At 58.3% G+C, this 22,341-nt stretch carries 22 protein-coding genes; 14 read left to right on the top strand and 8 right to left on the bottom strand.

Features of this window, described 5'->3' with window-relative positions; translation table 11 throughout:
* Nucleotides 1-38: 38 nt before the first annotated feature.
* From AC2FIB_RS09080 to pheS, 3 genes are all read left to right on the top strand, one after another.
* The gene (locus tag AC2FIB_RS09080; protein WP_058273615.1) at nucleotides 39-1,409 is read left to right on the top strand and encodes a glutamate--cysteine ligase; all 1,371 of its coding nucleotides are present in this window, start codon (nucleotides 39-41) and stop codon (nucleotides 1,407-1,409) included.
* 118 nt (nucleotides 1,410-1,527) lie between these two features.
* Nucleotides 1,528-2,595 (top strand): Hint domain-containing protein, encoded by a 1,068-nt coding sequence (locus AC2FIB_RS09085; RefSeq protein WP_496734248.1) that lies wholly within the window; start codon nucleotides 1,528-1,530, stop codon nucleotides 2,593-2,595.
* Between the two features lie 65 nt (nucleotides 2,596-2,660).
* Entirely contained in the window at nucleotides 2,661-3,734 is a 1,074-nt protein-coding gene (pheS, locus tag AC2FIB_RS09090; protein ID WP_496734250.1) for a phenylalanine--tRNA ligase subunit alpha, read from the top strand.
* Between the two features lie 107 nt (nucleotides 3,735-3,841).
* On the opposite strand, the gene AC2FIB_RS09095 is transcribed toward pheS, so the two are convergent.
* Entirely contained in the window at nucleotides 3,842-4,240 is a 399-nt protein-coding gene (locus AC2FIB_RS09095; protein WP_496734252.1) for a hypothetical protein, read from the bottom strand.
* Between the two features lie 343 nt (nucleotides 4,241-4,583).
* Here AC2FIB_RS09095 and AC2FIB_RS09100 point away from each other — a divergent pair, with 343 nt between their 5' ends.
* The 5 genes from AC2FIB_RS09100 (at nucleotide 4,584) to AC2FIB_RS09120 (ending at nucleotide 10,544) form a co-directional block, all read left to right on the top strand.
* Complete coding sequence (locus AC2FIB_RS09100; protein ID WP_496734253.1) at nucleotides 4,584-5,378, top strand: CE1 family esterase; 795 nt, start codon at nucleotides 4,584-4,586, stop codon at nucleotides 5,376-5,378.
* A gap of 65 nt (nucleotides 5,379-5,443) precedes the next feature.
* Nucleotides 5,444-5,851 (top strand): cupin domain-containing protein, encoded by a 408-nt coding sequence (locus AC2FIB_RS09105; protein WP_496734254.1) that lies wholly within the window; start codon nucleotides 5,444-5,446, stop codon nucleotides 5,849-5,851.
* Nucleotides 5,852-5,939: 88 nt separating this feature from the next.
* Nucleotides 5,940-8,336: a phenylalanine--tRNA ligase subunit beta gene (gene pheT, locus AC2FIB_RS09110; RefSeq protein WP_496734256.1), complete on the top strand. Its 2,397-nt coding sequence runs from the start codon at nucleotides 5,940-5,942 to the stop codon at nucleotides 8,334-8,336.
* Nucleotides 8,337-8,413: 77 nt separating this feature from the next.
* The gene (locus AC2FIB_RS09115) at nucleotides 8,414-8,863 is read left to right on the top strand and encodes a YtoQ family protein (RefSeq protein WP_496734257.1); all 450 of its coding nucleotides are present in this window, start codon (nucleotides 8,414-8,416) and stop codon (nucleotides 8,861-8,863) included.
* 73 nt (nucleotides 8,864-8,936) lie between these two features.
* A complete protein-coding gene (locus tag AC2FIB_RS09120) occupies nucleotides 8,937-10,544 on the top strand; it encodes a GMC family oxidoreductase (RefSeq protein WP_496734259.1) in 1,608 nt (535 codons plus the stop codon).
* Here AC2FIB_RS09120 and AC2FIB_RS09125 read toward each other — a convergent pair.
* Entirely contained in the window at nucleotides 10,525-11,223 is a 699-nt protein-coding gene (locus AC2FIB_RS09125) for a glutathione S-transferase family protein (RefSeq protein ID WP_496734261.1), read from the bottom strand. The two genes, AC2FIB_RS09120 and AC2FIB_RS09125, sit on opposite strands and share 20 nt — an antisense overlap.
* A 211-nt stretch (nucleotides 11,224-11,434) precedes the next feature.
* Between AC2FIB_RS09125 and AC2FIB_RS09130 the strand changes: the two genes are divergently transcribed.
* Nucleotides 11,435-12,247 (top strand): mechanosensitive ion channel family protein, encoded by an 813-nt coding sequence (locus AC2FIB_RS09130; protein WP_472724642.1) that lies wholly within the window; start codon nucleotides 11,435-11,437, stop codon nucleotides 12,245-12,247.
* 194 nt (nucleotides 12,248-12,441) lie between these two features.
* Here the strand turns inward: AC2FIB_RS09130 and ald are convergent, their stop codons facing one another.
* The gene (ald, locus tag AC2FIB_RS09135; RefSeq protein ID WP_058273693.1) at nucleotides 12,442-13,560 is read right to left on the bottom strand and encodes an alanine dehydrogenase; all 1,119 of its coding nucleotides are present in this window, start codon (nucleotides 13,558-13,560) and stop codon (nucleotides 12,442-12,444) included.
* A gap of 138 nt (nucleotides 13,561-13,698) precedes the next feature.
* On the opposite strand from ald, the gene AC2FIB_RS09140 reads away from it, so the two are divergent.
* The gene (locus tag AC2FIB_RS09140) at nucleotides 13,699-14,157 is read left to right on the top strand and encodes an Lrp/AsnC family transcriptional regulator (RefSeq protein WP_496727301.1); all 459 of its coding nucleotides are present in this window, start codon (nucleotides 13,699-13,701) and stop codon (nucleotides 14,155-14,157) included.
* Between the two features lie 3 nt (nucleotides 14,158-14,160).
* Here the strand turns inward: AC2FIB_RS09140 and AC2FIB_RS09145 are convergent, their stop codons facing one another.
* The gene (locus AC2FIB_RS09145) at nucleotides 14,161-15,000 is read right to left on the bottom strand and encodes a CPBP family intramembrane glutamic endopeptidase (RefSeq protein ID WP_496734262.1); all 840 of its coding nucleotides are present in this window, start codon (nucleotides 14,998-15,000) and stop codon (nucleotides 14,161-14,163) included.
* Nucleotides 15,001-15,289: 289 nt separating this feature from the next.
* Between AC2FIB_RS09145 and ppk2 the strand changes: the two genes are divergently transcribed.
* Nucleotides 15,290-16,207, top strand: coding sequence for a polyphosphate kinase 2 (gene ppk2, locus AC2FIB_RS09150; RefSeq protein WP_496734263.1), 918 nt, complete (start codon nucleotides 15,290-15,292; stop codon nucleotides 16,205-16,207).
* Nucleotides 16,208-16,267: 60 nt separating this feature from the next.
* On the opposite strand, the gene AC2FIB_RS09155 is transcribed toward ppk2, so the two are convergent.
* Together AC2FIB_RS09155 and rpsU are read right to left on the bottom strand one after the other, a co-directional pair.
* Nucleotides 16,268-17,359 (bottom strand): CAP domain-containing protein, encoded by a 1,092-nt coding sequence (locus tag AC2FIB_RS09155; RefSeq protein WP_496734265.1) that lies wholly within the window; start codon nucleotides 17,357-17,359, stop codon nucleotides 16,268-16,270.
* Between the two features lie 292 nt (nucleotides 17,360-17,651).
* A complete protein-coding gene (gene rpsU, locus AC2FIB_RS09160; protein WP_005614280.1) occupies nucleotides 17,652-17,858 on the bottom strand; it encodes a 30S ribosomal protein S21 in 207 nt (68 codons plus the stop codon).
* A gap of 111 nt (nucleotides 17,859-17,969) precedes the next feature.
* On the opposite strand from rpsU, the gene AC2FIB_RS09165 reads away from it, so the two are divergent.
* Together AC2FIB_RS09165 and AC2FIB_RS09170 are read left to right on the top strand one after the other, a co-directional pair.
* A complete protein-coding gene (locus AC2FIB_RS09165; RefSeq protein ID WP_496734266.1) occupies nucleotides 17,970-18,662 on the top strand; it encodes a COQ9 family protein in 693 nt (230 codons plus the stop codon).
* 55 nt (nucleotides 18,663-18,717) lie between these two features.
* Nucleotides 18,718-19,704 (top strand): NAD(P)H-quinone oxidoreductase, encoded by a 987-nt coding sequence (locus AC2FIB_RS09170; protein ID WP_496734268.1) that lies wholly within the window; start codon nucleotides 18,718-18,720, stop codon nucleotides 19,702-19,704.
* Between the two features lie 35 nt (nucleotides 19,705-19,739).
* Here AC2FIB_RS09170 and AC2FIB_RS09175 read toward each other — a convergent pair whose 3' ends face one another.
* Nucleotides 19,740-20,597 (bottom strand): DUF2189 domain-containing protein, encoded by an 858-nt coding sequence (locus AC2FIB_RS09175; protein WP_496841961.1) that lies wholly within the window; start codon nucleotides 20,595-20,597, stop codon nucleotides 19,740-19,742.
* Nucleotides 20,598-20,788: 191 nt separating this feature from the next.
* Between AC2FIB_RS09175 and AC2FIB_RS09180 the strand changes: the two genes are divergently transcribed.
* Complete coding sequence (locus AC2FIB_RS09180) at nucleotides 20,789-21,772, top strand: quinone oxidoreductase family protein (protein ID WP_496734271.1); 984 nt, start codon at nucleotides 20,789-20,791, stop codon at nucleotides 21,770-21,772.
* 92 nt (nucleotides 21,773-21,864) lie between these two features.
* Here the strand turns inward: AC2FIB_RS09180 and AC2FIB_RS09185 are convergent, their stop codons facing one another.
* Entirely contained in the window at nucleotides 21,865-22,338 is a 474-nt protein-coding gene (locus AC2FIB_RS09185) for a YHS domain-containing (seleno)protein (protein ID WP_496734273.1), read from the bottom strand.
* Nucleotides 22,339-22,341: the final 3 nt, after the last annotated feature.

Raw genomic sequence — 22,341 nt, forward strand, 5'->3', positions numbered from 1 at the left:
GACCAAACGACAGACACATCAGGATCGGAGCACGGTTCATGTCCATTCCCCAGTCCGGCGGCGGACCGATCGAACGCCATGAGCAACTGGCCGAATATCTGGAATCGGGCTGCAAGCCCAAACAGGATTGGCGCATCGGAACCGAACATGAGAAGTTCGGCTATTGCAAAGACACGCTGAAACCGCTGCCCTTTGAGGGTGAGCGTTCCATTCTAGCCGTGCTGCAGGGGCTGCGCGATCTGCACGGCTGGGCCCCGGTGGAAGAGGCCGGCAAGCTGATCGGGCTGGAAAAAGACGGCGCCAATGTCTCGCTGGAACCCGGTGGGCAGTTGGAATTGTCAGGCGCGCCGCTTGAGACCATTCATGAAACCTGTGACGAGGTGAACGCGCATCTGCGCGATGTGAAGGATATCGCGGACAAGATCGGTGTCGGCTTCATCGGCCTTGGGGCCGCCCCGATCTGGACCCATGAGGAAATGCCGCTGATGCCCAAGGGGCGTTACCGGCTGATGAATGACTACATGGAAAAGGTCGGCACCATGGGCCGGTCGATGATGCGCCGGACGTGTACGGTTCAGGTCAATATCGACTTTGGATCCGAGGCTGACATGGTGCAGAAACTGCGCGTCGCGCTGGCGTTGCAGCCGGTGGCAACCGCACTGTTTGCCAATTCGCCGTTCTTTGAGGGGAAACCCAACGGTCAGAAAAGCTGGCGCAGCTATATCTGGCGTCATCTGGATGATGCGCGCACCGGTATGCTGCCCTTTGTGTTCGAAGACGGGTTCGGGTTTGAGGCTTGGGTCGAGTACGCCTTGGATGTGCCGATGTATTTCGTCTATCGCGACGGCAAGTATATCGACGCGCTGGGCCAGTCCTTCCGTGACTTTCTGCAAGGCAAACTGCCTGCATTGCCCGGCGAAACGCCGACTTTGTCAGACTGGGCTGATCACCTGACCACAGCCTTCCCCGAGGCGCGGATCAAGAAGTTCATGGAGATGCGCGGGGCCGATGGTGGCCCATGGCGGCGCCTGTGTGCCTTGCCCGCATTCTGGGTGGGTTTGACCTATGATCAGGGTGCGTTGGATGCGGCCTGGGATCTGGTCAAAGGCTGGGACGCCGAAACGCGCGAAGAGCTGCGGGTTGCCGCGGCCCGGGACGGTTTGCAGGCGCAGGTCGGCGATATCAACATGCACGATCTGGCTGGTGAGGTGGTTTCGATCGCCCAAGCCGGCCTGAAATCCCGCGCCTTTCCCGGTGCAGGTGGGTTGGTACCGGATGAGACGCATTTCCTGAATGCGCTCAAGGACAGTATCGAAACAGGCAAGGTTCCGGCGGATGAATTGCTGGATCACTATAACGGCGACTGGAACGGCGATCTGACCCGGATTTATCCCGATTTCAGTTACTGACCGTCTTTTAGGTCTGTTGCCTTTAGGAGAGTATTTGCCAATTAACGCGATGTGACCTTGCCATGTGGCAGGGTCCTGCGAGTATGGTTGGCGGGATATTCCCGAGCGTGATGGCGTCATGGCCCGTATTAGCGAACTGCATTATTCCAATGCCTATGCCGCCCAAAGCGGTGTGTCCGAGTTCCTAGAGGTTGCGCTGAGATCCGATGAGGATCCGGCCAATTTCACTGTGTCCTTCTATCAGGCGAATGGTCAGGTCGGGATTGAAATTCCGCTGGATGACCCGTCGGTTCAGGTTTCGACAGACCCTGACAACAACGAACAAGTCTTTGTGATTTCAGCGGACTTCTTTCCGATCCTGCTGACCGATCCCAATGGCGGTGGCTCTACCAACTATGAAGCCTATGCGCTGACCAATACGTCGACGGGCGAGGTCATTGATTTCTACGATATCGGTGGCGGAACTACAGATATCGTCGCTCAAAACGGGTTGGCCGCCGGCGAAACTTCGGAAAATCTGCCGGTTCTTGTCGGGCCGAACCAAACCACAACGACCCTGCAGTTCAATCAGCCCAACCCGGACACACTGGTGCATGCGCCGCTCTCGCCCGGCGATTCAGGCGCACCGTGTTTCGCGGCTGGCACGTTGGTCGACACGCCGGATGGTCCGCGTAGGGTTGAAACTCTGGGGCCGGGTGACTTGGTGCTGACACAGGACGATGGTGCTTGCATCATTCGCTGGGCCGGTGGCCGCACTGTTTCAGGACGGGGTCGTTTTGCACCCGTTCGTATCCGTTCCGGCGCGTTGGGGGCGGAAAGGGACATTTACGTCTCGCCGCAACACCGCCTGCTGGTCTCAGGTTGGCAGGCGCAGCTGCTGTTCGGAGAAGACGAGGTTCTTGTCGCGGCCAAATCAATGGTCAATGATACGACTATCACAACCGCGCCTTGCGACCTTGTCCACTATGTCCACCTGTTCTTTGACCGGCATCAACTGGTGTCGACCTCTGGTCTGATCTCGGAAAGCTTCTTTCCCGGGGCGCAGGGCCTGTCGAGTCTTGATCGCGAAGCCGCAGACGAGCTGTTCGCCCTGTTCCCCGAGCTTTTGGATCAGCCACAAACTTATGGCCCGACCGTGCGCCCGGTCCGGTGCGGCCCACAAGTGGCAATGCTGCGGGCGATCTGATCCGCCCCTCTTGCTTTCGCAGACTGCTGTGATAGCAGAGCTTCAACAGCATTCAGGGAACCGTCATGGACGATCTTAAGGGAAAATATCTGGGTCAGATCGCCGATGCAGGCGACGAAAACGCACTCGAAGCGATCCGTGTCGCAGCTGTCGGCAAAAAGGGCGAGGTCGCGCTGAAGATGCGCGAGCTGGGCAAGATGACGCCCGAAGAACGTCAGGTTGCAGGCCCCGCGCTGAATGCCCTGAAGGATGAGATCAACTCGGCCCTGTCCGCCAAGAAAGCCGCTTTGGCCGATGCCGCACTGGATGAGCGTCTGCGCACCGAATGGCTGGACGTTACCTTGCCGACCCGCGCGCGCCGTCAGGGATCGATCCACCCGGTCAGCCAGGCGACCGAGGAATTGACCGCGATCTTTGCCGAACTGGGTTTCTCGGTGGCCGAAGGGCCACGGATCGAGGACGACTGGTACAACTTTGACGCCTTGAACATCCCCGGCCACCACCCTGCGCGGGCCGAGATGGATACGTTCTACATGCACCGCACCGAAGGCGACAATCGCCCGCCACATGTTCTGCGCACCCATACCTCGCCGGTCCAGATCCGCTCGATGGAGAAACGGGGCGCGCCGATCCGCGTGATCTGCCCGGGCGGTGTGTACCGCGCCGACTATGACCAGACCCACACGCCGATGTTCCATCAGGTCGAAGGGCTGGCCATCGACAAGGGCATCTCGATGGCGAACCTGAAATGGGTTCTGGAAGAGTTCGTGAAGGCGTTCTTTGAGGTCGACGACGTCGAGCTGCGCTTCCGCGCCTCGCACTTCCCCTTCACCGAGCCATCGGCCGAGGTCGATATCCGCTGTTCATGGGACAACGGCCAGCTGAAGATTGGCGAGGGCGACGACTGGATGGAGATTCTGGGCTCGGGCATGGTCCACCCCAAGGTGATTGCCGCCGGTGGGATTGATCCGGATGTCTATCAGGGCTTTGCCTTTGGCATCGGCATCGACCGTCTGGCGATGCTGAAATACGGTATTCCGGATTTGCGGGCCTTCTTTGACAGCGACCTGCGCTGGTTGCGGCACTATGGGTTTGCGGCGCTGGATATGCCAAACCTGCATGGTGGTTTGAGCCGTTAGGGAGATCATTGGACGACTGGCTAACAGCATATCGCGATTGGTGGAAACGTAGGGTTTCCAAACGTCCACTGCTTTGGCTTTTGTGCTCGTTTCTCGCGGTTTTTGTTCTACCGATGCTGGCGTCTTGGGTTTCGGAAAGCAACTCGGCCGCCGTCTTGATCGCTTTTGTCGTATCTGCGCTTTTGTTTCTGCCGGGCATGCTGATTGCTGGCCTTGAGTTTTCGAAGCCCGGTGCTTTCCACATGCGAGGTAGGATTCAAAAAGAAAAAACCCAAGACCTGATTAACAAACGCAACAGCGGTTTTTGGAAGTGGTGGTAGGTAGAGTATCAACTTGGTGTATACCTTGCGACCTACTACGACTGGTGCTTCGCGTTTTCTGCACGCCATCGCCGGTGGGTGGGTTATGCCGTTGTATTTGGACCTTTTTTGATCTTTTTCGGGCTCGCGAGCTTCTTTCCCGGATGGATCAACGCGTTGATCCTGCTGGCTATGACGCCGTTCCAAGGACTTTTCTTGCTAGCGCATCACCGTGTCTGGGATAAACGAGACCAGATTTACACCGACCGGCTAAACCGAGTTTACAAAACCAAAAAGCTCATAGATCGCTTAAAGAAGTAAGCGCGGAACAAAGGCCGATAGGCCGCCGCGCTATCGCCAGACCGCCTGCACGGGCTGGCGATTTGTCTCCGCAGGCGCTCGGTTTGAGCGATCCACGGACTTGACCAGCATGAATTGCCCACCACAGCCCGAATATCGCCACCCCGCGGTCTTGCGACAGCACGGCTTGTCACAATCTCGCACGGGGTTGTGACGTGACAGCGGGCGCAGGCTCGCTAGGGTTCGGCAGATGATTTACCGACTGCTCTGCCTTCTCCTGTTGACCGCCACCCAAGCCGCTGCTGTGGATAGATGCCACGGCGATACCGCCTGTCAGGTCGGCGACCGTTCCTATCATGTGCTTGAACCCGACGGCTGGGATGGCGAAACGCCTTTGCCGGTGTTGCTGCATTTTCACGGCTGGGCGCGGCAGGGGACGGTGGTGGTGAACCACGAACGCATTGCCGGGGCCACGAAGCTGCGCGGCGTATTGCTGGTGGCCCCGAACGGGTTGGGCAAAAGCTGGGACTTCTGGACCTCGGACACTGGGGATGTGCCTTTCGCTGACCGGGTGCTGGAGGATGTGGCTAGTCGCTATCCGATTGACCCCGACCGCATATATGTCTCGGGCTATTCCTACGGCGGCGCGATGGCGTGGCGCTATGTCTGCCAGTCGGGCAATGACACGGCCGCTTTGCTGGCGGTCGCAGGCTCGATCCGCCAGACCGAGGATTGCCCGCAGGCCCCGGCCGAGGTGCGCCATGTGCACGGGACCAGCGACACCGTGATGGATTTCCCTTTTGGGCCGGGCGGGGACACGACTTATCCAGTGGCGCTGTGGCGGCAGAAATATGGTTGCCACGACGCCACCCCGGGCGGGGATTGGAGCGTCGTGCCGATCCTGACGCTCAGCCGGGTGGAATGGACCGATTGCGCACAGGGACAGGTTTCGCTGGATACGCATCCCGGCGGGCACTTCATCCCGCATGGCTGGATCGGGCGACAACTGGATGAGCTTTTGGGACGGGAACCGACATACCCCTGATCATTTGACTTGCACGGGTATTTCCAGCTTGGTTGCCCGGAATGATCCGAAAATGGAACTGCCCGATGCGAACCTTGCTGCTAAGCGCCCTGATCCTTGCAACCACACCTGTTCTGGCGCGCGATACGTATCCGCCGGTTGAGGTTCTGTTGCAGACCGATAAATCCGTGATTGGCGAACCGCTGGAATACCCCGAAGGCAAGGCGCAGATAACTATGGCCATCGTGACCATGCAGCCCGGCCAAAAAACCGGCTGGCACCGGCACGAGGCCCCATTGGCGGCTTACATGCTAGAGGGTGAAATCACCGTGGATTACGGGGATGCCGGGACCAAAACCTACAAAACCGGTGACGCGTTGGTCGAGGCGTTTCGCACGCCTCATGCAGGGGTGAATTCAGGTGAAGATATCGCACGGATCCTAGCCGTGTTTGCCGGTGCGGATGGTGTTTCCAACACGGTCGCGGAAGAGTAGGCGCCCAAGCCCCCCGCACCCTCTTTCCCCTGTCCGCATTATCCGTTAAACGCGGTCTGACCCTAGATTTACTGGCGGATACCGACCGATGAAATTCACTCTTTCCTGGCTGAAAGACCACCTCGATACCGATGCGTCGGTGGATGAGATTGCAGAGACGCTGACCGATCTTGGACTGGAAGTCGAAGAGATCGTGAACCCGGCGGACCGTCTGGCAGGCTTTACGCTGGGCTATGTGAAACACGCGGAAAAGCACCCGGATGCGGACAAACTGCGCGTTTGCACCGTTGCGACTGACGAAGGCGATCTGCAGATCATCTGCGGCGCGCCCAACGCACGCGAAGGTATCACGGTCGTGGTCTGTAAGCCGGGCATGTATATCCCCGGTCTGGATCTGACGATCAGCGTGGGCAAGATCCGCGGCGTCGAAAGCTTTGGCATGATGGCCTCGGAGCGGGAGCTGGAGCTTTCAGAAGAACATGACGGCATCATCGAGCTGCCCTCGGGCGAGGTAGGAGACAAGTTCGTCGACTGGCTGGCCGAGAACGAGCCGGCAAAAGTCGATACGATGATCGAAATCGCGATCACGCCGAACCGCCCCGACGCGCTGGGCGTGGCCGGGATCGCTCGCGATTTGGCTGCACGTGGCGTCGGTACGCTGAAAGAACGCGGCTATACACCGGTGCCGGGTGAGTTCGAAAGCCCGATCAACGTCACGATCGATGAGGATACGCTGGACGGTGCGCCGCATTTCACCGGCCGCCTGATCAAAGGGGTCAGGAATGGCCCCAGCCCGCAATGGCTGCAGGATCAGTTGAAGGCAATCGGCCTGCGTCCGATCTCGGCTTTGGTGGATATCACCAACTATATGACGTTCGACCAGAACCGCCCGCTGCACGTTTTCGATGCGGACAAGGTGCAGGGTAACCTGCGCGTTCACCGTGCCAAAGGCGGTGAAAAGCTGGTTGCGCTGGACGAGAAAGAATACACCTTGCAGCCCGGTATGATGGTGATTTCGGACGATGAGGGCCCGGAGTCGATTGCCGGGATCATGGGCGGTGAGGAAACTGGTTGTACCGAGGACACCGTGAATGTGTTCCTTGAAAGCGCATTTTGGGATCATGTGCAGATTGCGTTGACCGGCCGTGCGCTTAAGATCAACTCGGACGCGCGCTATCGGTTCGAACGTGGCGTGGACCCTGAATACACGCTGGAAGGGTTAGAACATGCGACGCAGATGATCCTGGATATCTGCGGTGGCGAAGCCTCGAAAGTGGTCGAAGCTGGCAAGGCACCGGATCACTCGCGCGCCTACAAGCTGGACGCTGAACGCGTGCAGTCGCTGTTGGGCATGGACATTCCGGAAAGCGAGCAACGCCAGACCCTAACCCGCTTGGGCTTTCGTCTGGAAGGCGAGATGGCGCATGTCCCCAGCTGGCGTCCCGATATCATGGGCGAAGCTGATTTGGTGGAAGAGGTCGCGCGTATCGCATCCCTGACCAAACTGCAGGGCAAGCCGCTGCCGCGTGTGACGGATGGTATTCCCAAGGCGGTGATGACCACGACGCAACGGCGTCAGTCGATGGCGCGTCGCACTTGTGCGGCGCTGGGGTACAACGAATGCGTCAGCTATACGTTCATCGATCAGGCTTCGGCTGCCTTGTTCGGTGGCGGGGATGAGGCGACGCAGTTGGAAAATCCGATCTCGTCCGAGATGAGCCATATGCGCCCAGATTTGCTGCCCGGTCTGCTGCAGGCCGCAGCCCGCAATCAGGCCCGAGGGTATGCAGATGTCGCGCTGTTCGAGGTTGGCCCGGTTTTCCATGACGGCGAACCTGGCGATCAGAAAACCCAGATTACCGGGCTGCTTGTCGGTCGCAACGGCCCCAAGGACGTGCATGGTGCCTCGCGCCCAGTTGACGTGTTCGATGCCAAAGCAGATGCCGAGGCCGTGCTGACGGCCATTGGTGCACCCGCCAAGGTGCAGGTCCTGCGCGACGGTGACGCTTGGTGGCATCCGGGTCGTCACGGCAAAATTTGTCTGGGTCCCAAAAAGGTGTTGGGTGTCTTTGGGGAACTGCATCCACGGGTGTTGCAGGCGATGGACATCAAAGGCCCGGCGATGGCCTTCACCATCTGGCCAGAAGAGGTGCCTCTGCCGCGTAAATCAGGCGCTACCCGCGCCGCGCTTGAACTGCGTGATTTGCAGGCGGTCGAGCGTGACTTTGCATTCGTCGTCGACGAGAGCGTCGAGGCGCTGACATTGGTGAACGCCGCAGCCGGCGCCGACAAAGCTCTGGTTGAGGACGTCCGCGTCTTTGACGAATTCATTGGCGGCAGCTTGGGTGAAGGCAAGAAATCACTGGCCATAACCGTGCGCCTGCAGCCGACGGATGCGACGCTGAAGGAAAAAGACATCGAAGCGGTCGCCGAAAAGATCATCGCCAAGGTCACCAAGGCGACTGGCGGCGTTCTGCGCGGGTGATGCCTGGCCGCCTCCGGCTGGGGTTTTTGAAAAGATGAAGGGGCGGTGGCGCCCTTTCTGTTTTTGCGGAGGAGCAAATGATGCTGAACGTTTACCTATCCGGCGAAATCCATACCGATTGGCGGGAACAGATCATCGAAGGCGCTCAGGGTCTGGACATCACGTTCAACAGTCCTGTGACTGATCACGCGGCCAGCGATGACTGCGGTGTGGCCATTCTGGGGGCCGAGCCAAACAAGTATTGGCACGACCACAAAGGCGCAATGGTCAACGCGATCCGCACGCGCAAGGGCATCGCGGATGCCGATGTGGTCGTGGTCCGCTTCGGTGAAAAATACAAACAGTGGAACGCGGCATTTGACGCAGGTTACGCTGTGGCGCTGGGGAAATCACTGATTGTGCTGCACGGCCCTGACCACCAACACGCGTTGAAAGAGGTGGATGCGGCGGCACTGGCCGTGGCCGAGCATCCGGGCCAAGTCGTTGATGTACTGCGCTATGTTCTGACGGGCGCGCTGCCAAAATAACTCACGCGACGTTTTCCTTGCGGGAAATCAGGGTGCTTTCTACCGTCTGTTTGGGCAGTACGGGGAGACATTCATGGAATTCGACTATGTCATCGTGGGCGGTGGGTCCGCCGGATGTGTTATGGCCGCGCGGCTGAGCGAAGATCCAGACACAAGCGTTTGCCTGCTTGAAGCGGGTGGCGCTGGTGAAGATCTGGTGATCCGGGCTCCGGCCCTTGTGGCGGCCATGGTTTCGGGGCGGCCCAAGCTAAACAACTGGGCTTTTCAAACCGTGCCACAGGCCGGGTTAAATGGTCGGAAGGGGTTTCAGCCTCGGGGAAAGGCAATGGGCGGATCGTCGGCGATCAATGCGATGCTGTATGTGCGCGGACACCCCACGGACTATGATGAATGGGCGGATCTGGGGTGCGAAGGTTGGGATTGGAAGAATGTCCTGCCTTACTTTCGCAAGGCCGAGGTCAATGTGCGCGGTGCGGATGATTTCCATGGCGGTGACGGTCCCTTGCACGTGTCGGATCAGTCTGAGCCACGAGCAATCTCTCATGCGTTTGTCGAGGCCTGCGGCCAGCAACAAATTCGCGCGACAAACGATTTCAACGGGCCGGAGCAAGAAGGTGCAGGCCTGTATCAGGTCACGCAGTTCCACGGCGGAGAGCATAAGGGCGAACGTTGCTCGGCCGCGGCAGCCTATTTGCGGGGCGTCAAGTCGCGGCCGAACCTGACAATCATGACAGGGGCAGAAGCCCAGAAAATCCTGATTGACGAAAAGCGCGCGACCGGGGTGTTGCTGCGTCAGAAAGGTAAGGCCGTCGAGGTTCGCGCCTGCCGGGAAGTCATTCTTTCGGGGGGTGCATTTGGTTCGCCACAATTGCTCATGTTGTCCGGTATCGGGCCCGAGGCCGAGTTGAAACAGCACGGTATTCCTGTTTTGCATGACTTGCCCGGTGTTGGTCAGAACCTGCAGGACCATCTGGACTATGTCCTCAGCTATCATTCGAAACGTAAGGATGTCATCGGGTTGACCCCGGGCGGGGTGTGGAACCTGGCCAAAGCCGGGTTGGACTGGCGCCGTACCGGAGAGGGGCTGTTTGCGACCCCCTTTGCCGAAGGCGGCGCGTTCTTCAAATCCGATCCAACCGTTTCCAAACCGGATCTTCAGCTGCACTTTGTTGTCGGAATTGTTGATGACCACATGCGCAAGATTCACTTGCCGCACGGGTATTCGTGCCATGTCTGTGTGTTGCGCCCGTTCAGCAGGGGCAGCGTTGGGCTAACCTCGGACCGAGCCGGAGAGCCGCCGCGAATTGATCCGGCTTACCTCAGCGATGACCGCGATCTGGATCTGTTGAAGCGCGGGGCACATATCATGGAGTCAATTCTCGAATCCGAACCGCTGGAACCCTGGCGCAAAAAGCGGCTCTATGCCCATGATGGAAGCGATCAGGCACTAGAGGCCGATATCCGCCGCCGTGCCGACACGATTTATCATCCGGTGGGCACCTGCAAGATGGGGGTCGACGATATGGCCGTTGTCGATACCGAAGGCCGGGTTCATGGGGTCGAGGGGCTGCGGGTGGTGGATGCATCGGTTATGCCGACGCTGGTCGGCGGCAATACCAATGCGCCCACTATCATGATTGCCGAAAAGATCGCCGAAGCAATCAGGCCCGAGGCGGCGTAACCAAGCCTTTTTGGACCGCGGGTCGTTCCAGAAACCGGTCGAGATAGGCCACCAGATTGGCGTGGTCTTCCCAGCCGACAAGGTCGTGGGCGTTGTAGAATTCGAGCCCGCGCAACCATGGCGCGATTGCGATATCGGCAATCGAATAGTCTCCGGCAATCCAATCCTGACCCTCAAGCTGTTGGTTCAGAACGTTCAGCAACCGCTTGGCTTCGGTCACGTAACGCTCACGCGGGCGGGGGTCTTCGATCTCGCTGCCTGCGAATTTGTGGAAGTAGCCCAGTTGCCCGAACATCGGACCGATGCCGCCCATCTGGAACATCACCCATTGGATCACGCGATATTTGTCGGCTTTGGTTTGACCCAGAAACTTGCCGCTTTTCTCGGCGAGATATGTCAGGATCGCTCCGCTTTCGAACAGGCCAATGGATTCTCCGTCCGGACCATTCGGGTCGATGATCGCCGGGATTTTGTTGTTGGGGTTCAATGACAGGAATTCGGGGCTTTTGACATCCGAGTCCGAAAGTGTAACCCGATGGGCTTCATAGGGCAGGCCGGTTTCTTCCAGCATGATCGACGCTTTGACGCCGTTCGGCGTGGGGAAAGAATAGAGCTGAATCCTGTCGGGAAACTGCGCAGGCCAGCGTGCCGTTATCGGGTGAGAGGCGGTATCCAGCATGGGGGGCTCCTGTCATGGGTTGCCAGCAATAGGTAGGTACACCTGCCCAGTCTTGCCAGTATCCGAGCTGTGCATACAAGGTCAGGGGCTGTGTGCGTGAGAACAACGGGGAAAACCTGCGTATCTCACACCTAGACCGAAGCGCGCTTATGGATCACTATTCCGCCAATCCCGCGCTGAGAGACGCGGGTTTGCCGTGAATCGAAAGGAGATGCGCGTGGATGATGTCGTAACACAGGTGGGTGCCTTTGCCCCGCTGATCATAAGCGCAGTCAAAGCGCTGGTCGTACTGATCCTTGGATGGATCATTGCTGGCGCCATTGCCGGTGTAGTCCGGCGCAGGATCAATGCGACACCGCATATTGATCAGACGCTTGGGAATTTCGTCGCCAGTCTGGTGAAATGGGTCATATTGGCCATGGTACTGGTTGCAGTGCTGGGCATCTTTGGCATTCAGGCGACAAGCATCGTCGCCATTTTGGGTGCTGCTTCTCTGGCCATCGGTTTGGCCCTACAGGGAACGCTGAGTGATCTTGCGGCAGGCGTTATGCTGGTTGTCTTCCGCCCTTACAAGCTAGGTCAGTATGTCGATATCGGCGGCACCGCAGGCACTGTTAAGGATCTGAACCTGTTCACGACCGAGCTGGTGACGCCGGATAACGTGCAGATCATCGTTCCCAACGGACAATCCTGGGGATCGATCATCACGAACTACTCGGCGCATGACACGCGGCGTGTCGATCTGGTGTTCGGCATTGACTACGGTGACAGCGCTGATGAGGCGATGAAGATCATTCTGGATGTCGCGAAGGCCGATGACCGAATTCACTCAGATCCAGAGCCGTGGGTGCGCGTGACCAACTTGGGCGACAGCTCGGTCGATCTGACCGCACGCCTGTGGTGCAATGCCGCCGATTATTGGGACCTGAAGTTTGAGATCACTAAGGCCGTGAAAGAGGCGTTTGACGCCAAGGGTGTGTCGATTCCGTACCCACATACCGTGGAAATTCGGAAAGAGGGCTAAACCCTCCCGCCCGTCGAGCGGGCATTGGAAATGCCCTCCTCCGGTTGGGCCCGGCGCCGCGCTTTTAGCGCGGCGTTTTTTTATTGGTGCAAAAGTCGTTCGATCAAAAGAAAAGCGGCGCGCCAAAGGCGCGCCGCCATGCCCAACGCTGCAAAGCAGCCGCTTCAGCGGCTCCTTACAGGGGCGGGAGTGCTTCAGGCGTTGACGATTGCCTCAGGCGAGACAACGTCCAGACCCAGCGCCGTACCAACAGCTTCGTAAGTCAGCTGACCGGCATGGACGTTCAGACCTGCCAGCAAATGCGGGTCGTCCTGACATGCTTTCTTCCAACCTTTACCAGCCAGTGCCAGCAGGAACGGCATGGTCGCGTTGCCCAATGCGATGGTCGAAGTCCGCGCAACCGCGCCCGGCATGTTGGCAACGCAGTAGTGCATGACGCCGTCCACTTCATAGATCGGGTCAGCATGGGTGGTCGCTTTGGAGGTTTCAAAGCAGCCGCCCTGGTCGATCGCAACGTCAACCAGAACCGCGCCGGGTTTCATGGTGGACAATTGCGCGCGGGAGATCAGCTTGGGTGCCGCAGCGCCAGGGATCAGAACCGCACCGATGACCATGTCGGCATCCTGGATCAGCTCGGCCGTTGCGCCGGCTGTGGAGTACTGGCTTTTGAATGTGCCGCCGAAAACGTCGTCGAGGTAACGCAGGCGTGGCAAAGACCGGTCCAGAACGGTGACATCAGCGCCCATGCCGGCCGCGATCTTGGCTGCGTGCGTGCCAACAACGCCGCCGCCGATCACGATGACTTTGGCTGGGCCAACACCGGGAACGCCACCCATCAGAACACCACGGCCGCCATTGGCCTTTTGCAGGGTCCACGAACCGACCTGAGGTGCCAGACGACCGGCAACTTCCGACATCGGCGCCAGCAGCGGCAGGCCGCCGTTGCGGTCGGTTACGGTTTCATAGGCAATCGCGGTGCAGCCCGACGCCAGCAGGTCGTGGGTCTGGTCTGGATCAGGTGCCAGGTGCAGGTAGGTGAACAGCAGTTGGCCTTCACGCAGCATCTTGCGCTCGACCGCCTGAGGTTCTTTGACCTTTACGATCATGTCCGCGGTCGCAAAAACTTCTTCTGCGGTGTCGACGATGCGCGCACCTGCGGCAACATACGAGTCGTTGTCAAAGCCGGAACCCATGCCGGCATTGGTTTCAATGATGACCTCGTGGCCGCGCGCAACAGCTTCTTGCGCAGCGTTGGGGGTCATGCCAACACGGAATTCCTGGGGTTTGATTTCCTTGGGGCAACCGATTTTCATTTCTCGCTCCTCCATTCATAAACTGCCCAAATTATGTGCAATTCGGGATGCAATTTCTGTGAAACTCTGCCCGTCATTCGGGTTTTCTTTGCGAGAATCTTCGGTATTATTGGAATTTCTTGCAAAGGACTTGCGCCAATGAGCCTTGATACGACCGATAGAAAGATTCTGGCCGCCCTGCAGAGAAACGGCAGGATGTCGAATGCCGAGCTGTCAGATCAGGTGAATCTGTCGCCGTCGGCATGTCACCGGCGCGTCCAACGGCTTGAAGCCGACGGGTACATTCGAAACTATGTGGCGTTGCTGGATGCACGCAAGATGAACGTTCCGACCACCGTGTTTGTCGAGATCACGCTGCAGGGCCAGGCCGAAGAGCTTCTGGATGCGTTCGAAAAAGCGGTGGCGCGTATTCCCGACGTTCTGGAGTGTCATCTCATGGCGGGGACGGCGGACTATATTCTGAAGGTTGTCGCCGAGAACACCGAGGATTTCGCCCGAATTCACCGTCAGTACCTTTCGCGCTTGCCCGGCGTGGCGCAAATGCAAAGCTCATTTGCCTTGCGCACTGTGTTCAAGACGACGGCCTTACCGGTGTGACCATCAGGCTGGGGCCGGGTAGGTGAACAGGATCAGATGCATGGCATTGAAGCCGAAATGCATTATGACCGGCACCCACAACCGACCGGTCGCATAAAATCCCAAACCACAGGCCGCGCCAAGAATCGCGGCATAAGCGACCAGGGCCGGACCCCCGGCAAAATGCGCCAAACCAAACAGAAGGCTGGCCAGAGTCACACCAAGTGCTGCACCTAGTTTGGAAGCAAAAAGCGACTGCAGATACCCACGGAAAAAGGCCTCTTCCGTCAAGCAGGTCAGAAACAGATTCGAGAGTGCGAACACAATCCACCAAGGCGGCAGGCTGAGTTCTGGCCGGATGGCCTGCGCGGCCAGCCCAACGGCGAAGAGGGCGGCTAAGGCCGCAAGGCCCACCAGCAACGGTGTTCTCCGGACAGGTCTCGCTGAATTGGTCATTCCCGGCCACGCCAACAGAACCGCAAACAGCACCATTGGCTTGTCCAGATTCAGGTACATTGAAAACGCCGAACTGTCCGGCCCGGCATAGACCCGGTCCAGTACCAGCAGGTTTTGAAATCCGGGCACCAGATGCGCGCCCAATCCAAGACACCAGCCAATCAACATGACGTGGCCAACCGCCGCGCCGGTGCCTGTGAGATGGTTCAGGGCCGCAGCACCCAGCAATCCGGCTGCAACAACTCCAACAGCCAAAGGCGTGACCAGCCCCATGGCGAGGGCGGCAAGACCAAACACCAACAGCAGCGTCAGACCAAGTTGTCGCCGGCCCGAGGCCACACTGACCATGCCGGCGACCAGTATGGACCAGGGCCATATCAATGGCAGAAGGGATACAAAATGCGCCACGGCTCTCTTATGTATTCAGGTGCGTATTGATGCCGTCGGACAACCCCAAATGGCAAGGCCGTGCAAGGATCAGCCTGTGCCTAACTGCCGGCGTTGCGTCAAATCAGACGCTTGTATCTAGGCGCAGGTCGGTTCAATTATAGGAATGACCGAACGTCTGCCTGTTTTACGGCCCCGCACCAACTTGAAATTGAACCGGCGCGGAGCGTTCATCAATTATTTCTGATGACATCAGGCGGTCACACTCTCTGGGTATGGTCGGAACCCGTTGACTGATAAGGAGCAGATATTGGCTTACCAACAAAATGACGCCCCAAAAGACTGGCTGGAAGCCGAGCTCGAAGACACGCTGGACGAAGATTTCGAAATCGAATTCAGCGAGCCGATGCTGTCGATGGAAGTTCGCAAGATCTATAAGGAACAGCATCCCGATATGCTGGACCGCAAGGTCTATTTCCAGAACCTACTGCGATTGCAGGCGGAACTGATCAGGGTTCAGGATTGGGTTCAACATACCGGCGCCAAAGTGTGCATCCTGTTCGAAGGTCGCGATAGTGCCGGTAAAGGGGGTGTAATCAAGCGGATTACCCAGCGCCTGAACCCACGCGTTGCGCGTGTGGTCGCGTTGCCTGCGCCGAGTCGCAGAGAACAAAGCCAGTGGTATTTCCAACGCTACGTGCCGCATCTGCCTGCAGCTGGCGAAATCGTTCTGTTCGACCGGTCTTGGTACAACCGTGCGGGCGTCGAACGGGTCATGGGTTTTGCCAGTGAAGATCAGGTCGAACAGTTCTTTCAGGACGTTCCCGAATTCGAACGGATGCTGGTGCGGTCGGGGATCATCCTGCTGAAATATTGGTTCTCGATCACTGATGAAGAACAGCAGTTGCGATTCCTGATGCGCATTCACGATCCGATGAAGCAGTGGAAGCTGTCGCCGATGGATCTGGAATCGCGCATTCGGTGGGAATCCTACACCAAGGCCAAAGAGGATATGTTGTTCCGCACGAACATACCCGAAGCGCCCTGGTACATCGTTGAAGGCAACGACAAAAAGCGCGAACGCCTGAATTGTATCGAACACCTGCTGACCAAGATCCCGTATTCGGATGTGCCGCAGGAAAAAGTCGACCTGCCGGATCGAAAGTACAACCCGGAATACGAACGCCGGGTTCTGCCGGACGATCTGTATGTCCCAAAGGTTTATTGAGCTATTGAAGTGGAATTTGGTGCGAGGCAGGGTCGCCCCCGCCCCGCACCGTAGTATCCGTTAAGCGGCGTCCATCATGCAGTCGAAATCAAAATAGTTGAACACAAAGACATCACCTGAATTGTCCCCGGTCATGTCAGAGCAAGTCTCAACATCGTCCACAGGATTGTCATCGCCGGTCATCACCATATCGAAATCGTCGGTTTCGGGTTCCGCATCGGCATAGTCCGTATCGTTCCAATCAAACTGGTTGAACTGCGCCTGAATCGATTGGACGAATGCCCGGATCTCGGCAAGAAACTCCTGAACGTCAAAACAGGCAAACTCTTCGGGTTCTTCCGTTCCGGGCGTTTCGGCCACCGGTTCCTCGGGCACGGTAACTTCTGGGTCAGGTACTTCGGCCACAGGCTCTTCGGGCTCGGTAACTTCTGGGTCAGGTACTTCGGCCACAGGCTCCTCGGGCTCGGTAACTTCTGGGTCAGGTACTTCGGCCACCGGTTCCTCGGGTTCGGTAACTTCAGGGTCAGGCACTTCGGCCACCGGTTCCTCGGGCTCGGTAACTTCGGGGTCAGGTACTTCGGCCACCGGTTCCTCAGGCTCGGTAACCTCGGGTTCTGGCACTTCGGCAACCGGCTCTTCGGGCTGCGGGGTTTCTTCAACCGGTGGCGTCGGCGCCGGCGGAGTGGCAGAGCCGTTGTCCAGCATGACTTCACCCTGGGTGGCAGCAAAGTTCTGCGTCACCATCACAGCGTCGAAACCCTGCATGTCGCCGGTTTCAATGCCGATTCCGATATATTTGAAATCCGGGTTCAGAATATTGGCGCGGTGACCGGGGCTGTTCATCAGGTTCTGATGAAGCTGCGCGACGTCATCGCTGATGCCTGGCGCGCCGCGCTCGGATTGCCAGGCGATGTTTTCACCCGACCGCCAGTTGCCCGAGAAGTCGAATCCGGCCATTTCCATCCGCTGCGTGGCGCTGGAACCACCCGAGCCGGTGTGGCTGAACCTGTCCGTTTCCAGCATCCATTCGCTGTGATCCTCGGACGAGTCGTTCAGCCGCGTTTCAAGCTGTAGGGGGTCCAGCCCGCGGGATGTGCGCTCTTGGTTAATCAGCGCCAGCATTTCTTGTTCGATACTACTTGCAGTCGACATTTTTGCCTCCGATTGGTTTTTGTCGTGGTAGACGGCGCCAGTTACAAAGGCTCGATACGGCCTTCATAGGGATGGCGTGTTCAGAGGCGAGTTTTGGCGGGTCAGTGCTACCGCCACGGGATTCGCTGCGCTGCAAAATGCCGGGCAAAATGTTGCTGAGGGGGAAATGGCAGCTTGTCGCGCGTGGGCGGCCCGAGTCGGCATAAATCATCCGACCCTAAAAACGACAAACCCCCGGGCGATGCCTCGGGGGTCGTCAAATAGTGTCATCCAAAGCTGGACGAGCGAGGTTTTAGAGCAAACCTTCGCGCTGTGCTTTCTTACGTGCCAGTTTACGGGCACGGCGGATCGCTTCAGCTTTCTCGCGCGCTTTTTTCTCGGACGGTTTCTCGAAATGTTGCTTGAGCTTCATTTCGCGGAACACGCCTTCGCGCTGCAGCTTTTTCTTCAGGGCACGAAGCGCCTGATCGACGTTATTGTCGCGAACACTAACCTGCATGTGGTTGTCACCACCTTTCTAGATAGAGTTGCAAGGAAATTGCAGGAATTGGCCGTATAGCAAAGCCGTTCTATCTTGTCTAGTACTGCTCCCCAGAACCGGAGAACCGCCATGACCACCACATATGAAGACTCCAAGCTGCAGTTGTTGGACGCGATTTTGATCCATGTGCCGTTTGACGGCTGGTCCGAAGCCAGCTTTCGTGCAGCTATCTTAGATTGCAATATGGATGACACGCTGGCGCGCGCGATTTGTCCCCGTGGCGCGGTTGATCTGGCACTGGCCTTTCACGCGCGCGGCGACGCGGCGATGGAGGATCGGCTGAAGTCCTCGGACCTGAGCGAGTTGAAGTTCCGCGAGCGAATCGCCGCTGCAGTTCGGTTCCGGCTTGAGGCGGTTCCGGACAAAGAGCTTGTTCGCCGGGGTATGACGTTGTTTTCGCTGCCCACCTACGCAGCCGATGGGGCAAAAGCCTTGTGGCAGACCTGCGATCTGATCTGGGACACGCTTGGCGATTCCTCGGACGACGTGAACTGGTACACGAAACGAGCGACGTTGTCGGGCGTATATTCCTCGACCCTGCTGTTCTGGCTGGGCGACGATTCCCCCGATCACCAGAAAACCTGGGAGTTTCTGGATCGGCGGATAGACAACGTCATGCAGTTCGAAAAGATCAAGGCGCAGGTGAATGACAACCCGTTGTTCAAACCGTTTCTGGCGGTGCCGAACTGGTTGGCTGGTCAGGTAAAAGCGCCGACAAAGATACGGGCTGATTTGCCGGGTATGTTGAACCCGCGCAAGTAAGCGTCTGGGCCTTCTAGAAATTGCCTGCTAGGCATTGGGTAAAGGAGATTTGCCCATGACCCAGATGATGCGCGCTGTCGAAATCACCAAACCCGGTGGTCCGGATGTTCTGCAACTGACGGAACGCCCGGTGCCGGAACCACAAGCCGGGCAGGTGATCCTGAAAGTGGCCTATGCGGGTGTGAACCGCCCGGATGCGCTGCAGCGTGCCGGGGCCTATGATCCTCCTCAGGGTGCCAGCGATTTGCCGGGGCTTGAGGCATCGGGCGAGGTTGTTGCCGTTGGTGCCGGGGTCGAGGGTCTGGCCATCGGCGATCAGGTCTGTGCTTTGCTGCCCGGTGGCGGATATGCGGAATATGTGGCCACACCCGCTGCGCACTGTCTGCCAGTTCCTTCGGGAATGGGGATGAAAGAGGCCGCGTGCCTGCCCGAAACCTTCTTTACTGTGTGGTCCAACGTTTTCACGCGCGGCGGTCTGAAGGCAGGTGAGCGTTTTCTGGTGCATGGCGGGTCCAGCGGAATTGGCACGACAGCGATCCAGCTGGCGAATGCGTTCGGCGCGCGGGTATTTGCAACTGCGGGGTCGGCTGAAAAATGCGAGGCTTGTGTGAAGCTTGGAGCAGAGAAGGCGATCAATTACCGAGATGAGGACTTCGTGGGCGTCATGAGGGCTGAGGGTGGGGCGAACCTGATCCTCGACATGGTTGGTGGCGACTATATCCCGCGCAACGTCAAAGCTCTGGCCGAGGATGGGCGTCTGGTTCAGATCGCGTTCCTGCAAGGTCCGAAGGTCGAGTTGAACTTTGTAATGATGATGGTCAAACGCCTGACCCTTACTGGCAGCACCCTGCGCCCGCAAAGCGATCTGGCAAAGGCGAAGATTGCGCAGGATTTGCGCGAGGCTGTCTGGCCATTGCTGGAGGCTGGGAAGGTGGCCCCTGTCATAGACAGTCAGTTTGATCTGGCCGAGGCGGCAGCCGCCCATGCGCGGATGGAAAGCTCGGGTCACATCGGCAAGATTGTCCTCAAGGTCGCTGGTTAAAACTTTGGCGCGGGCAGATCCCGCGCTTTTTCCGATCAGACCACTGCGCGGCGGTAAAGATGCCAGGTTGCATGGCCCAGGACTGGCATGACAACGATCAGCCCCAACAGCATCGGGATGGCTCCGATGATCAACAGGGCCGCTACGATGAACCCCCATGCCAAAATGACACCGGGGTTATGCCGCAACACCCGGACCGACGTCACGACCGCCACAGGCAGACCGACCGGACGGTCCAACAGCAGTGGAAAGCTGACGACGCACATGGCCAATGCGACCAGCGCGAATAGAAACCCGATCGCATTGCCGAAAATGATCATGGACCAGCCTGCGCCCGTGGTGAACACCTGAGTCACGAAAGCCCCGAGTGAGGTGGGCAGATCCGGCCCAAGCGTATGCACATAGATGCTCTGCGCGACCATCAGCCAAATCAGCAGCAGCATGACCAGATAGAATCCCAAGGCCAGAATTGCTCCGAAGGACGGCGACCGGAAGACGCCCAAAGCGTCCAGCCAATGGACCTCGCCGCCTTGCTCGCGTTTGCGGCTGATTTCGTAAAGGCCCACGGCTGCTATCGGACCGACTAGTGCGAAACCCATGATCAGCGGTGCCAGAAGGGGAACCATGTTGCGATTAAGGCCGAATCCGAACATCAGCAGACCTGCGATCGGGTAAACCAGTATGATGAAAATCGCATCCGCCCGTGTTTCCAGAAAATCATTGTACCCGGCCTGCAAACAGGCCTTCAGGTCCTGCATCGTCAGTGTTTGCACCTGCGGCAGATGCCGGGTGTCCGCGCTGCCGATGTGGTGCACGCTTTCGGTAATATGATCGCCGGTCGCGCCGATGTTTCGGGCGGCCCAACTGATCGGATTTCCTATTGTTTTGGCCATCTTGATCCCCTCCCTTTGCCAGTGCGCAACGGGTTGAATCCGGCGGTGGTTGCCTTTGGCCGGACCAGCCGGCAACGCTCAGACCCCAGTATAGCACAGTTTTTCCCGTTGTGGTTGCGCGGCAGGAAAAACCTACCAATTGCCCTGTTTCACAGGCGTGTTAGCTTGGCGTCAGGCAACAGGAGGTCAGCATGCAGCAAACGGCAAGAACCGTCGTCATTCATGAACACGGCGGTCCCGAAGTTCTAAAGATCGAAGACCGGCCCTTGGGCGATCCCGGACCTGGCGAGGTTCGCATCCGCCACCGGGCCTGTGGGCTGAACTTCATTGATGTCTATCAGCGCACCGGGTTGTACCCGATGGATTTACCGCACGCGCTGGGCATGGAAGCGGCAGGTGTGATTGAGGCCGTTGGCGAAGGTGTTACCCATCTGAAACCGGGCCAGCGCGCAGCCTATGCCGCAGCTCCCGCCGGGGCCTATTGTGAGGCGCGCGTGATGCCAGCGGCGCAGGTGTGTCCGTTGTCCGAAGGGATTTCTTTTGACGCGGCTGCGGCGATGATGCTCAAGGGGATGACGGTCGAGTATCTGTTTCACCGGACAACGCATTTGAAACGGGGTGACACGGTTCTATTTCACGCGGCCGCCGGTGGCGTTGGTCTGATTGCCTGCCAATGGGCCAAGTCCGAGGGCATCACCCTGATCGGAACAGCCGGGACAGACGAAAAATGCAGCCTCGCGCAGTTCAATGGGGCTGCGCATTGCATCAACTACCGGACCGAGAACTTTGCCGAACGTGTGGCCGAAATCACCGGCGGCAAAGGTGTGGATGTGGTCATGGATTCCATCGGCGCGGACACGTTCAATGGCTCGCTGGACTGCCTGAAACCCTTGGGAATGATGATCTCATTCGGCAATGCCTCAGGTCCGGTCCCGATGATGGATATCGGTATTTTGGGTAAGAAGGGTTCCTTGAAAATCACCCGACCGACGTTGTTTACCCATATCGCCGACCCTTCCGTTTGTCAGGCAATGGCACGGCGGCTGTTCGGCAAGGTTGAGGGCGGCGAGGTCAAAATCCATATCGACCAGCGGTTCCCGTTGGATCAGGTGGCCGAGGCGCATCGGGTGCTTGAAGCGCGTCAGACCACAGGCAGCACGGTTCTTGATCCGTAAGACCGACTGCACCCGGCTCGCCGGTGTTTGATTTTGAAACGAAAAGCGGCGGCAGAAAACTCTGCCGCCGCTTTTATTAGGAATATCAGAAATTATTGCTGCAGTTCCGCCGGTGTTTTATCCGCGATGGTTTCCCAATTGGCGCTGGCCTGTTCGACAAAACCAGGGATGTCACCTTCCCAGCGCTGCTGGATGTCTTGCGACAGGTTCAGGTACAGCTTGTTGTCGACGATCTTCCAGTAGGTCGGGTCACCGTCAAACTTGAAGCCCATCGCAGCGCCGAATGCGCAATAGCCGCCATATGCAGGCAGGTAGGCCTCGGGGTTTTCTTCGAACGCGGCTTTGTTTTCTTCATTGGCAAAGCGGTACATCGCGTCGTTATGCAGTGTGGTGATGCGGTAGTCACCTTTGGTCGGCTCGCCAGCGGTGAAGTAGGCAACCGGATCATAGCCCTGCATGGCCAGACCGGTCGAGCTTGCGTTCAGTTCAACACCAGCGGCCAGAGCCGAGCTTGCGATGGCAACAGACAGAGCGGCGCCGCCGATAAGAGATTTGAACTTGTTCATTGT

It is taken from the genome of Ruegeria sp. YTSA072 (assembly GCF_059610285.1).